At 74.0% G+C, this 13,249-nt stretch carries 13 protein-coding genes; 6 read left to right on the top strand and 7 right to left on the bottom strand.

Annotated elements, in window-relative coordinates:
* Positions 1–68 precede the first annotated feature (68 nt).
* Positions 69–1,052: an MBL fold metallo-hydrolase gene (locus ACPXBU_RS11790; protein ID WP_425758057.1), complete on the top strand. Its 984-nt coding sequence runs from the start codon at positions 69–71 to the stop codon at positions 1,050–1,052.
* A 39-nt stretch (positions 1,053–1,091) separates the two neighbouring features.
* On the opposite strand, the gene ACPXBU_RS11785 is transcribed toward ACPXBU_RS11790, so the two are convergent.
* The 3 genes from ACPXBU_RS11785 to ACPXBU_RS11775 are packed head-to-tail and all read right to left on the bottom strand — an operon-like array spanning position 1,092 to position 3,483.
* Positions 1,092–1,631 carry a DUF1697 domain-containing protein gene (locus ACPXBU_RS11785; protein ID WP_425758056.1) on the bottom strand — a complete coding sequence of 180 codons (540 nt, stop codon included), beginning with the start codon at positions 1,629–1,631 and terminating at the stop codon, positions 1,092–1,094.
* Between the two features lie 29 nt (positions 1,632–1,660).
* Positions 1,661–2,329 carry a response regulator gene (locus tag ACPXBU_RS11780; RefSeq protein WP_425758055.1) on the bottom strand — a complete coding sequence of 223 codons (669 nt, stop codon included), beginning with the start codon at positions 2,327–2,329 and terminating at the stop codon, positions 1,661–1,663.
* Positions 2,326–3,483, bottom strand: a complete 1,158-nt coding sequence (locus ACPXBU_RS11775; RefSeq protein WP_425758054.1) for a sensor histidine kinase — start codon at positions 3,481–3,483, stop codon at positions 2,326–2,328. The genes ACPXBU_RS11780 and ACPXBU_RS11775 overlap by 4 nt, the downstream gene beginning before the upstream one ends.
* A 169-nt stretch (positions 3,484–3,652) precedes the next feature.
* Between ACPXBU_RS11775 and ACPXBU_RS11770 the strand changes: the two genes are divergently transcribed.
* The 3 genes from ACPXBU_RS11770 to ACPXBU_RS11760 all read left to right on the top strand — a co-directional run bounded on the left by ACPXBU_RS11770 (position 3,653) and on the right by ACPXBU_RS11760 (position 7,965).
* On the top strand, positions 3,653–4,420 hold the full coding sequence (locus ACPXBU_RS11770) for an ABC transporter ATP-binding protein (RefSeq protein ID WP_425758053.1): 768 nt from the start codon (positions 3,653–3,655) through the stop codon (positions 4,418–4,420).
* Positions 4,417–6,843, top strand: a complete 2,427-nt coding sequence (locus ACPXBU_RS11765; protein WP_425758052.1) for an FtsX-like permease family protein — start codon at positions 4,417–4,419, stop codon at positions 6,841–6,843. The genes ACPXBU_RS11770 and ACPXBU_RS11765 overlap by 4 nt, the downstream gene beginning before the upstream one ends.
* 123 nt (positions 6,844–6,966) lie before the next feature.
* A complete protein-coding gene (locus tag ACPXBU_RS11760; protein ID WP_425758051.1) occupies positions 6,967–7,965 on the top strand; it encodes a hypothetical protein in 999 nt (332 codons plus the stop codon).
* Positions 7,966–8,005: 40 nt separating this feature from the next.
* Here the strand turns inward: ACPXBU_RS11760 and ACPXBU_RS11755 are convergent, their stop codons facing one another.
* Genes ACPXBU_RS11755 through ACPXBU_RS11740 form a run of 4 tightly spaced genes read right to left on the bottom strand, consistent with a single transcriptional unit; the run spans position 8,006 to position 11,044 of the window.
* On the bottom strand, positions 8,006–8,569 hold the full coding sequence (locus tag ACPXBU_RS11755; RefSeq protein WP_425758050.1) for an SOUL family heme-binding protein: 564 nt from the start codon (positions 8,567–8,569) through the stop codon (positions 8,006–8,008).
* Positions 8,570–8,601: 32 nt separating this feature from the next.
* The gene (locus tag ACPXBU_RS11750) at positions 8,602–9,351 is read right to left on the bottom strand and encodes a YqeB family protein (protein ID WP_425758049.1); all 750 of its coding nucleotides are present in this window, start codon (positions 9,349–9,351) and stop codon (positions 8,602–8,604) included.
* A gap of 2 nt (positions 9,352–9,353) precedes the next feature.
* On the bottom strand, positions 9,354–10,151 hold the full coding sequence (locus tag ACPXBU_RS11745) for an ABC transporter permease (RefSeq protein WP_425758048.1): 798 nt from the start codon (positions 10,149–10,151) through the stop codon (positions 9,354–9,356).
* Positions 10,148–11,044, bottom strand: a complete 897-nt coding sequence (locus ACPXBU_RS11740; protein ID WP_425758047.1) for an ABC transporter ATP-binding protein — start codon at positions 11,042–11,044, stop codon at positions 10,148–10,150. Before ACPXBU_RS11740 ends, ACPXBU_RS11745 begins: the two co-directional genes overlap by 4 nt.
* Positions 11,045–11,176: 132 nt before the next feature.
* On the opposite strand from ACPXBU_RS11740, the gene ACPXBU_RS11735 reads away from it, so the two are divergent.
* Together ACPXBU_RS11735 and ACPXBU_RS11730 are read left to right on the top strand one after the other, a co-directional pair.
* Positions 11,177–12,430, top strand: coding sequence for a sensor histidine kinase (locus ACPXBU_RS11735; protein ID WP_425758046.1), 1,254 nt, complete (start codon positions 11,177–11,179; stop codon positions 12,428–12,430).
* On the top strand, positions 12,409–13,182 hold the full coding sequence (locus ACPXBU_RS11730) for a response regulator transcription factor (protein WP_393367107.1): 774 nt from the start codon (positions 12,409–12,411) through the stop codon (positions 13,180–13,182). The genes ACPXBU_RS11735 and ACPXBU_RS11730 overlap by 22 nt, the downstream gene beginning before the upstream one ends.
* Positions 13,183–13,249 lie beyond the last annotated feature (67 nt).

The following is a 13,249-nucleotide window of genomic DNA, read 5'->3' as shown; positions in this document are numbered from 1 at the left end:
ACCGGGGCCGGGCGGCACTGGTTGGCTCGTGCTCGACGAACCGCCCGACCATGGGGGAGCAGAACCGCATGCCCAGTCTCGACCGCCGTCGCTTCCTGCGCGACGCCGCCGCCACCACCGCACTCGTCTCCGCCGGGGGCCTCGCCGCCGCCACCCCGGCCCAGGCCGCCACCCCGGCCACGACCCCGGCCGCCGCGCCCACGCCGAGCGCCCGCCGCAGGGGCGCGGTCAGCTTCCGCTGGTGGGGTACGGCCGGCTGGCGCGTCGACATCGCCGACCGCACAGTTCTCGTCGACCCGTTCCTCAGCCGGATCGACACCGGGCTGTTCACCGGCGCGTTCCAGACCGCCACCCCGTTGACCGTGCGGGCCGACGTGATCGATCCGCGCGTCGACAAGGCCATGACGGTGCTCGTCACGCACACGCACTGGGACCACTTCATGGACGTGCCCCACATCGCCAAGCGCACCGGCGCACGGGTGTTCGGCACGCTCACCGCGTACCACCTGGGGTTGGCCTACGGGGTGCCGTCGACGCAGCTCAGCGCCGTCAAGGGTGGGGAGGTGCTGGACTTCGGCGACCACAGCGTCGAGGTGGTCGGCTCGCTGCACAGCCGCAACCCGTCGTACTCGGTGGCCTTTCCGGGGGTGCGGGTGACCCAGCCGCCGCAGCCGGCGACAATCGCGGACCTGCCCGAGGGCGACACGCTCGGCTATCTGCTGCGGGTCGACGGCGGCCCGTCGGTCTACTTCACCGGGGCCAGCGACGTCGCCGAACGCAACCTCACCGGGCTGGCGCCCGACGTGGCGATGGTGGCCATGCAGAGCGCCACCACCACCGGCGACTACCTGCCCCGGCTGCTGGCCGGCCTGGACTACCCGAAGGTCATCGTGCCGGTGCACTACGACAACTTCGAGACGCCGCTGGAGAACCCGCCGACGGTCGCCGAGACCGACCGCACCCGGTTGACCGAGATGATCGCGGCGGTGCGCCGGATCTCGCCGCGCAGCCGGGTGCTGGTGCCCGAGTACGAGACCGCGTACCACTTCTGAGCAGCACCGGTGGGGTCGCGAGACCGCGGCCCCACCGGGTCAGGCGGCGGCCAGCTCCGCCAGGGCGCGCACCGACTTCCAGTTGCGGGTGGTGGCCACCACGCCGAGCTTCTTCTCCAGGTACGCGTTCGTGAACTTCGACCGCCCGTAACCGCCGTCGACGAAGTGCAGGAAGACCTCCCGGCCGGTCACCGTGAACGACACGTTCTCCCCACCGGGCACGGCGAGAGCGTCCACCGTGGACTTCTTCGGCTCGGTGGCGAGGAACGCCACCAGCAGCCGTGTCGGGTCGTCCTCCCGATCGGCGTACGGGTTGCCGCCGGCCACCGCCGCCAACTCCCGGCCGCTGCGCACCAACACCGGCACTTTCAGTGCCAGCTCGTCGGCGAGCGCCCGCTCGATCCCGGCGGCCAGCTTCCCCGCGTCCCGCACGGTGCTGCCGAAGGCCACGTTGCCGCTCTGCAGGTACGTCTTGACCTCCTCGTGCCCGAGGTCGGTGACGATCCGGCGCAGGTCGGCCATCGCCAGCCGGGTGGTGCCGACGTTTACCCCGCGCAGCAGGGCGACGTACCGGGTCATTGCTCCTCCTCGGGTGCGGGTCGACCGGCTCAGCGTAGGCTGCCCGGCCCCACCAGCCCCGTCTCGTAGGCGACGATGACGAGTTGCGCCCGGTCCCGCACCGCCAGCTTGGTCAGCAACCGCCCGACGTGCGTCTTGACGGTCGCCGGGCTGAGGTTGAGCCGCGCGGCCAACTCCGCGTTCGACAGGCCACGGGCGATGAGCGTGAGCACCTCCCGTTCCCGCTCGGTCACCCCGTCCAGGTGGCGCGGCAACGGTCGGGTCGGCTCCGCCCGCCGGGCGAACTCGTCGATCAGCCGGCGCGTCACCGTCGGCGCGAGCAGGCCCTCACCCGCGGCGACCACCCGGATCCCGGTCAGCAGGTCCGCCGGTGGGGTGTCCTTCAGCAGGAACCCGCTGGCGCCGGCGCGCAGCGCGCCGTAGACGTACTCGTCCAGGTCGAACGTGGTCAGGATGATGACCCGGGTGTCGGCCGTCGCCGGGTCGGCGCAGATCCGCCGGGTCGCCTCGATGCCGTCCATCTCCGGCATCCGGACGTCCATCAGCACCACGTCCGGACGATGCTGGCCGGTCAACGCGACAGCTTCCACGCCGGTGCCCGCCTCGCCAACCGTTGTGCAGTCCCCGGCGAGATCGACGAGCAGCCGGAAGCTGCCGCGCAGCAGCGCCTGGTCGTCGGCGATCAGCACCCGGATCACGCGACCACCCGGTAGGGCAGGCTGGCCGTCACCGCGAAACCGCCGTCGGAACGTGGACCGGCCCGGAACTCCCCGCCGTGCAACGCCACCCGCTCCCGCATGCCGATCAACCCGTGCCCCTCGCCGCCGAGCAGGACCGGACGACGGCCGTCGTCGGTCACCTCCACCCGTACCTCGTCGGGGGTGACTGTCACCAGGGCCCGGCAGGCGGCAGGCGCCGCGTGCTTCACCACATTCGTCACCGCCTCCTGCACGATCCGGTACACCGCGAGGCCCACCGACTCGGGCACCGTACCCTCCGGTTCGTCGCGTCGGACGTCGAGCTGGACGTCGACGCCGCCGATCGCCGCCTGCCGGGCGAGCGCGGGCAGCTCGTCCAGGCCGGGCGTCGGCACGTACGGGGTGTCCTCACGCAGGATGCCGAGCACCCGGCGGACGTCGGTGAGCGCGTTGCGGCCGGTCTCCTCGATCACCCGCAGGGCGGCGCCCGCCTCCCGGGGATCGGCCTCGGCGACGTGGTTGGCGACGGCCGCCTTCACCACGATGAGGCTCAGCGTGTGCGCCACCACGTCGTGCAGCTCGCGCGCCACCCGCAGTCGTTCCTCGGTGGCGGCCTGATGGACCCGCTGGTCACCCTGGAGGGCGGCGAGGGCGCGCCGCTCCCGAAGCAACCAGCCGATCAACCAGGCGGGCGCGATCATGACGGCCGCGTAGGCGACGCCCCCGGCCCGGGACCACAGGTCACCCGCGGTCAGCACCAGGCCGACGCTGACCAGAGCGAGACAACCGGCCGCGCAGAGCACCGACCGGCGCGTGGCCGTCGACACCGCCACCGTGTAGAAGGACAGGCCGATGGCGAACGCCGGCGCGGCGGCGGCGAAGTTGGGAATCACCCCCGTCACCAGCGACACTGTGGTGCCGCCGCTGATCACCACGGCGACGGTGATCGGCCACCGGCGTCGAACGGCCAACGGCAGCCCGAGGGCGAGCCCGGTCAGGATGGACACCCAGAGCGGCTCGCGTACGCCTCCGTGCAGCGGCGACTCCAACGCCGCGTACGGGCAGAGGAACCCACCGACGGCCAGGGCGAGCACGGCGTCCGCCAGGTACAGGTCCACCGGCCGCAGTCGCCGGGTCAGCAGGAGGGTGGTCACCCGCCCGACGGTATCGGCCGGCCGGGCCGCCCGCGTCCACCCGTGGGTGGTCATCACCGAGGACGACGGGCGGGTGTTTCCGGGCCGCCACCTCCACCCGGAGGACTGTCGGAAAGTGCCCGCTCCGGCACGACGCGCGACACCCCGGGCAACCGGCACCGTAGCGGTCATGACCACACACACGGTGACCCTGACGGGGCTGCGCGCGGTGTACGGCGCCGGAACCCGCCGGGTGACGGCGCTCGACGGCGTGAGCACAAGCTTCGCGAGCGGCACGTTCACGGCGGTGATGGGCCCCTCCGGCTCGGGAAAGTCCACCCTGCTGCACTGCGCGGCGGGGCTGGACAGCCCGACCGAGGGGGTCGTCACGATCGACGGCACGCGACTGAACGACCTCGGCGAAGACGAGCTGACCCGGCTGCGGCGCGACCGGATCGGTTTCGTGTTCCAGGCGTTCAACCTCGTGTCCACGCTTACCGCCGCGCAGAACGTCGAGTTGCCGTTGCGCCTGGCCGGCCGCCGCCCACCGGCCCGGGACGTGACCGCCGCGCTCGACGCCGTGGGCCTGGCCGACCGGGCCGGGCACCGGCCGAGTGAGTTGTCCGGCGGCGAACAGCAGCGCGTCGCCGTGGCCCGCGCGTTGATCACCCGTCCAGCCGTGGTCTTCGCCGACGAGCCGACCGGCGCGCTGGACAGCGCCGCGTCCCGTCAGGTGCTCCGGCTGCTGCGCGCGCTCGTCGACGACCACGGGCAGACAGTCGTGATGGTCACCCACGATCCGGCCGCCGCCGCGTATGCCGACCGGGTCCTGCTGCTCGCCGACGGCCGCGTCGTCGACGAGCTGGACGGCGGGATCACCGCGGCGGTCGTCGCCGCCCGGATCGCCGAGCGGGAGACGAGCCCGTCCGCCCACGCGCCCGCGGAGCAGTCGTGGTGAGCGTCCGGCGGTCGGCCAGCGCGTTCGTGGCCGTCGCCATCGGGGTCGCGCTCGTCGCGGCGGCCACCCTGCTGCTCGCCTCCGGCCGTCCACAGGTGCCGGACCGGTTCGCGCGGGCCGCGGTCGTCGTGGAGAGCCCCGAGGCGGGCGCGTCGGCCGACTCGTTCCTGCCGACCCGGCCCTGGTCGGCCACCGCGACGGCGGGACTCGTCGACCGGCTGGCAGCCCTGCCCGGTGTCGCGGCGGCGGTGCCGGAACGGACCTTCTACGCCCAGCCGCTCATCGACGGCCGACCCTCGGGCGCCGACACCCGGCGGGAGGACGCCCACCAGGGACACGGCTGGTCCAGCGCCCGGCTGGGCGGACTGCGCCTGACGGCCGGCGGGCCGCCCACCCGGGCCGGCGAGGTGGTCGTCGACCAGGCGCTCGGACTGCGTCCCGGTGCGCCGATCACCCTGCTCACCGCGGCGGGACCGGAGCCGTACACCGTCAGTGGTCTTGTCGACGCGCCCGGCGTCCAGGTCGCGGACGAGGTGGCCGCCGCGCTCGCGCCAGGTGTCCGGGCCATCGGGCTGGTGCTCACCCCGGGGACCGATCCCGAGCGGGTCGCCGCCGCGGCGCGCGGTGTCGTCGGTCCGGACGGACGGGTGCTGACCGGCGACGCGCGTGGCGCGCTGGAGCCGCGAACCGACGCCCGCACCCGCTGGATCGGGATGCAGGTGCTCACCGCCACGGCGGCTCTCGCCGGCTTCGTCACGGTGTTCGTGGTCGCCTCCACCTTCGCGTTCACCATCGCGCAGCGCCGCCGTGAGCTGGGCCTGCTGCGCGCCGTCGGCGCCACCGGACGCCAGGTCCGGCGCATGGTGTACGCCGAGGCGCTCGTCGTCGGCGTCGCGGCGGGAGTCGTCGGGCTGCTGGTGGGCGCGGTGCTCGCCCCGCTTGTGGGTCGGCTGCTCGTCGATGTCGGCTTCGAACCAGCGACCTTCCGGGTCCGGTACAGCCCGTGGCCGATCGCGCTCTCGCTGGTCGCCGGGCCGGTGATCGCGCTGCTGGCCGTCTGGTCGGCGTCGCGCCGGGCGGCGCGGGTCCGACCGATGGAGGCGCTGCGCGAGGCGGCGGTGGAGCAGCGGCCGATCGGGCGGCTGCGGGTCGGCGCCGGCGCGCTGCTCGTCGCGGCGGGGATCGCCCTCAGCGTCGGGACGGCGACCGCCGACGAGGCTCGCATCGCGGCCCAGTACGCCCTGTACGCGGTGATGGCCCTGGTGGCCGGTGCCACGGTGCTCTCCCCGGCGGTGGTCGGGCCGGTGGTGCGGCTGCTGCGCTCTCCGATCCGGCGGCGTGGTGGCGCGATCGGGATGCTGGTCCGGGGCGGGGCGCTGACCGCGACCCGGCGGACCGCGTCCACGGCTGCCCCGGTGCTGCTCACCATCGCCTTCGCGGTGCTGGTGTCCGGGATGGTGCGGACCACCACGGCCGCGTACGCGGCAGGTCGGGCGGACACCGTGAACGCCGGCTGGATCGTGCTGCCCGACCGGGCGCCGGGCCTGTCGGACCAGGCGGTCGCCGCGACAGGTGGCACCGCCCTCCTGCCGACCACCGTCTTCCGTACCGACCCCGCGACGGTGCCGGCGGACCAGCCACTGACCGCGCTCGGTGTGGACCCGGTCGGCTTCGCCGCCGCGAACCGGGCGCTGACAGTCGTCGCCGGCTCGCTCGACGACCTGCGCGGCGACGACACGGTGGTGGTGACCGCCGCGGCGAACCTGCGGCCGTCCGAGCCGTACGCGGTGGTCTTCGCCGACGGGGAACTGGTGTCGCTGCGCGTCGTCGCCGTGGTCACCGACGACTCGCTCCCCGGCGATCTGCTCGTGCCCCGCGCGGTGGTGCGTACGCACGACCCGTCGGCCCTGACGTCCACGGTGTACGTCCGGGACCGGATCGATCCTCCGGTCGGCGCGCGGGTCGTCGACGTCGCCACCTGGGCGGCCGAGGCCGACGCCGCGGAGGACCGCCTCGTCTGGCTCTTCACGCTGCTGCTGATCGGTGTGTCGGCCGGCTACGGGGCCATCGCGGTGGCCAACACGGTGGTGCTGGCCGCTGCCGGCCGGGCCGCCGACCTGCGGCTGATCCGCCTGGCCGGGGCGACCCGGCGGCAGGTCATCTGGTTGGTCACGGCCGAGTCCGCCCTGGTGGTGCTGATCGGCGCGCTGCTCGGTGGGACCGTCGCCTTCGTCGGTCTGCTCAGCATCCGCGCCGCCCTCGCCGAGCAGGTCGGCGCGCCCGTCGACCTGGTGGTGCCGTGGCCGGTGATCGCCGGGGCGGTGGGGCTGTGCCTGCTGCTCGCCGCGTTGGCCAGCATCCTGCCGACGTGGCGGCTGCTGCGGCACCGCCCCGCACGGTCACCTGTCGGCCTCGCCGGATGACGGCGGCACCGGCCCGCGCGGGCACCGGTCGGCACCGCACGGCGTCCCCGCCCCCGGTCCCCGGTCGGCACCGCACGGCGTCCCCGCCCCCCGGGAGAGCGACCGGGCCGCTACCGTCCACGGATGCGATCCGCGCGGCCGCTCGGGCTGCTGCTCTCCTGCGCCGCCGTCGTGCTCTGGGCGTTCGGCGTGACAGTGCTGCAACCATTGACCGAGCCGATCGGCCCGTGGTCGGAGCGCCTGCCCGGCAACAACACCTACTGGGCGCGCGACCTGCGGTTCATGGCGATCATGGCGGTGGCGCTCGGGCTGGTGCTGGCCGGTCGGGGTCTTCGGCACTGGAGCCGGACGGCCGTGGTGCTCGGTGGTCTGTGGGTTGCCGCCGACCTCGCGATCGACCGGGTCGATCCGATCGGCGTCCAGGCGACGGTGCTGCTCGCCGTCGGCGGTTGCGCGGTTCTAGGCGTGCTGACGGTGGCCCTGATGGGCTGGGAACGCGGCCTGCCCCCGGCCGTCGATCGGAAGGTCGTGACCGGCGCGGCGTGTGTGGCCGGGGTGCTGACGATCGTGGCGGCCGGCATCGAGTCGCCCACGGACCGGGAGCCGGAGTTGAACCAGGGCGCCCTGGCCACCGCGACGCTGCTTGTCGTCCTGACCGTCGCTGCCGCGCTGGCGGCGGCCCCGGCGCGGTCGGGGCCCCGCGTCGGGCTGGCGGCCGGCCTCACCGTCGCGGCGCTGCTCGGCGTGGGGCTGGTACGTTCCGTCCCACCCGAGTCGCGACTGCTGCCGGAGATGGCCCTCGGGGCGGTGCTGCTCACCGGGGTCACCCTGCTGGCCTGGGACTGGCCGGGCGGTCGGCCGAGCTGGCGGCACCACGCTCTGGCCGCCCTCGCGGCGCTGGCGGGACCTGTGGCCTTCCTCCTGGTCACGGCCCTTCCCATGCTGGTCCTGCTGCCGATCGGGGCGACGTTCACCGCGCTGGCCGGCAACAGCCCGATCAGCTCGGCCGACTCCGACCTGCTGGTCTCGCTGTGCGGGCTGCTCTCCGGACTCGGGATGGCCCTGCTGCTGGCCTGGCCGACCACCGACAACCGGCCGGTAGCCCGCACAACCAGCCGGTAGCCCGGACAGCCGGCCGGTGGCCCGGACGGCCGCCGGCGGCTCACTCGACGACCGGCAGCACGACCTCGTTGCGGCGCAGGAACCACGGCTTCCACGGCAGGTCGAAGCGCACGTACCGGATCGCGCCTGTCGGTTGCAGCCCGGCCGCGGTGACCGAGCGGCCGAGCATGGTGGCGCGTTGGCTGAACGCCTGCTCCGTCCACCGCCCGGAGAACCGCATCGCCGCCGCCAGTTGTGCCGGCACCTCGCGGGTCCGCACCCTCGGGTCGACAGGTTCGGGAAGGGTGGCGGCGGTGAAGGCGACAGGCATCACGAACTGGATCAGGTACGCCCCCGGCCGCTCACCCTCCACCTGGACCACCGGAACTGTCATCGCGATCTTCTCCGAGCCGCTGGCCGCGGGCAGCGCCGGCGCGGCAGTCCCGATCGGGTGCCGGGCGCGGTTGGCGCCGCCGAGGTACGCGGCCAGCGGCCGGAACGCCTCGATCGGCGCCCGGGTGAACGACGCCTGGATCTGCATCTCGGCCACCAGGTGGGCCGGATACCGACGCAGCTCGAAGCCGGGGTGTCGGGACACCACCCGGTACGGCTGCTGTTCGGTCATCGCGCGGCTCCCAGGGTCTCCTGGGACAGACGCTACCGCTCGTCCGGCTCCCGCTCGGCCGAAGTCGGCTGCTCGGACCCGGCGGCGACGGCCCGCGGGGTCAACCGCCAGTACTGCCGCTTGCTCTCGTCGCGCAGCACCACCCCGAGCCGGCCCACCTCGCGGCGCAGTTCCCGGGCGTCGTCGCGGCGGTCCCGCTCGATCGCCCGTTCGCGGGCGCGCAGCAGCGCGTCCGCGCCGGCGGGCAGACCGGGCAGGTCGGGCACCCACAGCCGGTACGCCGACCGGTGCGGGTCGTCGTCCGCCCAACCCCAGCCGTGGGTGCGGAACGCCTCCGCCAGTTTGGCGGCCGGCAGGTCCGTCGACTCCCGGACCAGTTCCGCGCCGTCGCCGTCGAGCAGCACCAGGTGCTTGTCGGCGAGGAAGACCATCCGGGTGTCGGCCCGCGCGACCGTCTGGTCCTGGCCGGAGCGGCGCAGCCGGACCTGCGCCGCGTCGACGGTGACGATCAGCCGTTCGGCGGTGCCGATCCCGGCGACGACCAGGCCGGCCAGGACGCCCACCGCGACCGCGCCGGCGGTGGCCTGCGGCTCGGGCAGCCGGTCCAGCCACTCGACCAGGTCACCGAACGGCACCCAGGGCAACCGGGCGAGCCAACCGGTCGTCGCCGCGAGGAGCCATCCGAGGCCCGCGCCGACAAGCGGGAAGCCGCCCCACATGACGGCCAGCTCTGTCGCGCCGCCGCTGACGACGGTGCGTGGTCGATTGCCGGCCAGGTCCATGGTCAGGACACCTCGCGGCGCAGCGTCCGGAACAGACCGGCGGCCAGCGGAAGGATCATCCAGACCAGCAGGGACACCACTATCCGCCCCCACTGCCCGCCGGTGACGGCGTCGCTGCTGAACAACGGTTCCATCGTCTTGCTGGTGTCCAACCACTCGGACGGGCCGCGCAGCGGCTTGACCATCTCGCCGAGCACCCCCCAGAGGGTGGGCAGCAGGAAGTAGCCGACGATCGCCAACGGCGGGTTGAGCAGCAGCAGGCCGAAGGCCGCGCCCATCAACACGCTTGTGACCTGGATGACCACCGCGTTCAGCAGCAGCGACCAGTCGAACGCCCAGGTGCCCGCGCCACCGGTGGCGGAAGCCACGAGCGTGCCGACGGCGGCGAAGACGAGGCTGGCCAGCACCGAGGCGAGCGCGGTCAGCATCACGGCGATCAGTTTAGCGACGACCACCCGTTCCCGGCGGGGCACCAGGGCGTAGGTGGTGAGGGCTGTCCGCTGCGACCACTCGCTGGTGATCGACAGGATGCCGAGCACCGGCAGCAGCACCGACACCGGCAGCAGCGAGGGGACGAAGAAGTTGAGGAAGGTCTGTTCGGCGTCGTTCGAATAGATCAGTTGCAGGGTGACGATCAGGGCGGTGGCCAGACCGATGGTGATCAGCAGCCAACGGCCGGCCCGGGTGTCGACGAGCTTGCGTACCTCCACGGCGGAGAGCCGGAGCAGCGACGGACGGCGTACCGGAGTGTGGTGCCGGGGCGCGACGGCGCCGACGGCGGGCGCGGTGGTGGTGGTCATCGGACGGCCTCCTTGGTGGATTCGCCGGCGGTCAGGGTGAGGAAGAGCTGTTCGAGGCCACCGCCGCTGGCGGGCCGCAGCTCGGCCAGCGCGACGCCGGCATCGGCGGCGGCCTGGCCGACCGCCTCGGCGTCGGCCTGCACGAGCAGCCCCTCGGAGCTGTCGGCGGCGCTCAACCCGGCCGTCTCCAGCGCCCGGCGCAGCGCCGCGTCGTCGCGGGCCCGGACCACGGTGCCGCCACCGGCCAGCAGCTCGTCCTTGTTGCCCTGGGCCACGATCCGGCCGCCCCCGATCACCACCAGCCGGTCCGCGACCGCCTCCACCTCGCGCAGGAGGTGGGAGGAGAGCAGCACGGTGCCGCCCCGGTCAGCGAAGTCGCGCAGCAGGCCGCGCATCCAGAAGATCCCCTCCGGGTCCAGGCCGTTGGCCGGCTCGTCGAGGATCAGCACCCGAGGGTCGCCGAGCAGCGCCTGTGCCAGCCCGAGCCGCTGGCGCATGCCCAACGAGTACGCCCGTACCCGACGCTTCGCCGCCACCGCGTTCAACCCGACCAGGTCCAGCTTCGCGGCGACCTCACGCCGGTCCAGACCCATCGTGTACGCGGACAGCGTCAACGCCTCGCGGCCGGTGCGCCCGGCGTGCTGGGCGGAGGCGTCCAGCAGCACGCCGACCTCCCGCCCCGGGTTGGGCAGCTCCCGGTACGGGTGTCCGGAGACGGTGGCGCGGCCGGCGCTCGGCGCGGTGAGCCCGCAGATCATCCGCATGGTGGTGGACTTGCCGGCGCCGTTGGGGCCGAGGAAGCCGGTGACGGTGCCCGGCTCGCACTGGAACGACACGTCGTCCACGGCCGGGTGTGGCCCATATCGCTTGGTGAGGTTCTCTACCGTGATCATGCGAATGAGCCTGCCCGCGCCGCCCGGCCATCCGCTGCGGCCACCGGTCGGTGCCGCGTCGACCTTGGTCGAGGAAGGGGTCTCGACTTTGGTAGCTGGTCGTGGTGCCCGTCGGCTGCCTAGCATGGGGCCGTGACCAGCCTCGCCGTCCCGGAGCACCCCTGGCTGCTGCCGGGGGAGCTGGTGGTGCCGGCTGACCACGGGCGTGGGCGTCCGCGCCGCACCACCCGCGACTGGATCGTGGACAGCGTCGCGTTCCTGGTCTGCCTGCTCTGGGTGTTGTTCGCCACCGCCGATGCCCTGGAGCCCCACCCGACGATCGCCCTCCCGCTGCCGCACGGCTGGATGACCGCCGCGGACGCGCTGCTCGGGCTGGTCTGCTGCGGGCTGCTCTGGCTGCGCCGCCGTTGGCCGCTCGGGCTGCTGGTGGCCACGACACCACTGTCGCTGTTCTCGATTGCCTCGGCCATCCCACTGTTGATCTTCTACTTCACGGTGGTGGTCCACCGGCGGACCGCCATCGCGATCGCGGTCACCGGCGCCGGCCTCGTCACCAACCTGGTCTTCAGTTGGCTGCGTCCGGACCCGAACATGTCGTACTGGGCCACCGCGTCGTGGGGCGTGGTGCTCAGCTTCGCCGTGCTGGCCTGGGGGATGTTCGTCCGGGCTCGCCGGCAGTTGATCGTGTCGCTGCGCGAGCGCGCCGAGCGGGCCGAGGCCGAACAGCAGCTCCGCGTCGCCCAGGCCCGCCACCTCGAACGCACCCGGATCGCCCGGGAGATGCACGACGTGCTGGCGCACCGGATCTCGCTGCTCAGCCTGCACGCGGGCGCGCTGGAGTTCCGCCCGGACGCACCGCCCGACGAGGTGGCCCGTGCCGCCGGGGTGATCCGGGGCAGCGCGCACGCCGCCCTCCAGGACCTGCGGGAGGTGATCGGGGTGTTGCGAGCCTCGGGCAGCACCGACGGCGATGCCCCGGAGCCACCCCAGCCGACCCTCGCCGACCTGCCGGCCCTGATCGCCGAATCGCGCTCGGCCGGCGTCAACGTCAACGTCAGCGACATCGTCGACCGGTCGGGGGAGGTGCCGGCGGCGCTGGGCCGGGCCGCGTACCGGATCGTGCAGGAGGGGCTGACAAACGCCCGCAAGCACGCGGCCGGCGCGGCCGTCACCGTGGACGTGGCCGGCGGGCCGGGCAACGGGCTGACCGTGGCGATCGGCAACCGGTGGCCGGTCGGCGCACCGGCCGGCGGCACACTGCCGGGTGCCGGCACCGGCCTGGTCGGCATCAGTGAACGGGTCACCCTGGCCGGCGGTCGGCTGGCCTACGGCCGGGACGACGCGGGCGACTTCCGGCTGGCCGCCTGGCTGCCGTGGCCGGCGTGACGGGGCCGTCGGGTGTGGCTGGCCCGTCAGGTGTGACCGGGCCCTCGGGTGTGGCCGGGCCGTCGGGGCCGGAGTCGGTCGTGCCGTCGGTGCGCGTGCTGATCGTCGACGACGACGCCCTGGTCCGGGCCGGCCTCTCGATGATCCTCGGCGGCCTGCCGGACCTGACGGTGGTCGGCGAGGCGGCCGATGGCAGCGAGGTCCCGGCCGCCGTCGCCGCGTACGCCCCGGACGTGGTGCTGATGGACATCCGGATGCCACGGGTGGACGGGCTGACCGCCACCGAGGCGCTGCGCGCCCAGCCGCACCCGCCGGAGGTGCTGGTGCTGACCACCTTCGACGCCGACGAGCAGGTGCTGCGGGCGCTGCGCGCCGGGGCTGCCGGTTTCCTGCTCAAGGACACCCCGCCGGCGGAGATCGTGCACGCCGTGCGACGGGTGGCGGCCGGGGAGGCGACGCTCTCCCCGACGGTGACCCGGACGCTAATCGCCCACGTGACCGCCGCCACTCCCGGCCCGGTCGGCCCGGACCCGCGCCGGGAGCGGGCGCTGCGGTTGCTCACCGGGCTCAGTGAACGGGAGCGGCAGGTGGCGGTCGCCCTGGGGCGGGGGCAGACCAACGCGGAGATCGCGGGGGAGCTGTTCATGAGCGTGGCGACGGTGAAGGCGTACGTCTCCCGGCTGTTGACCCGGCTCGACCTGAACAACCGGGTCCAGGTGGCCCTGCTCGTGCACGACGCCGGCCTGGTCTGAGCCTGCCGCCGGTCGTACCGGGGCAACCGCCGATCGCGACAACACGTATGAGGTTACACTCAAACTT

Source organism: Micromonospora sp. DT231 (assembly GCF_049847025.1).
Lineage (GTDB): Bacteria > Actinomycetota > Actinomycetes > Mycobacteriales > Micromonosporaceae > Micromonospora.
The sequence above is the reverse complement of the archived record's forward strand: the minus strand, read 5'-3'. Positions and strand labels throughout refer to the sequence as shown.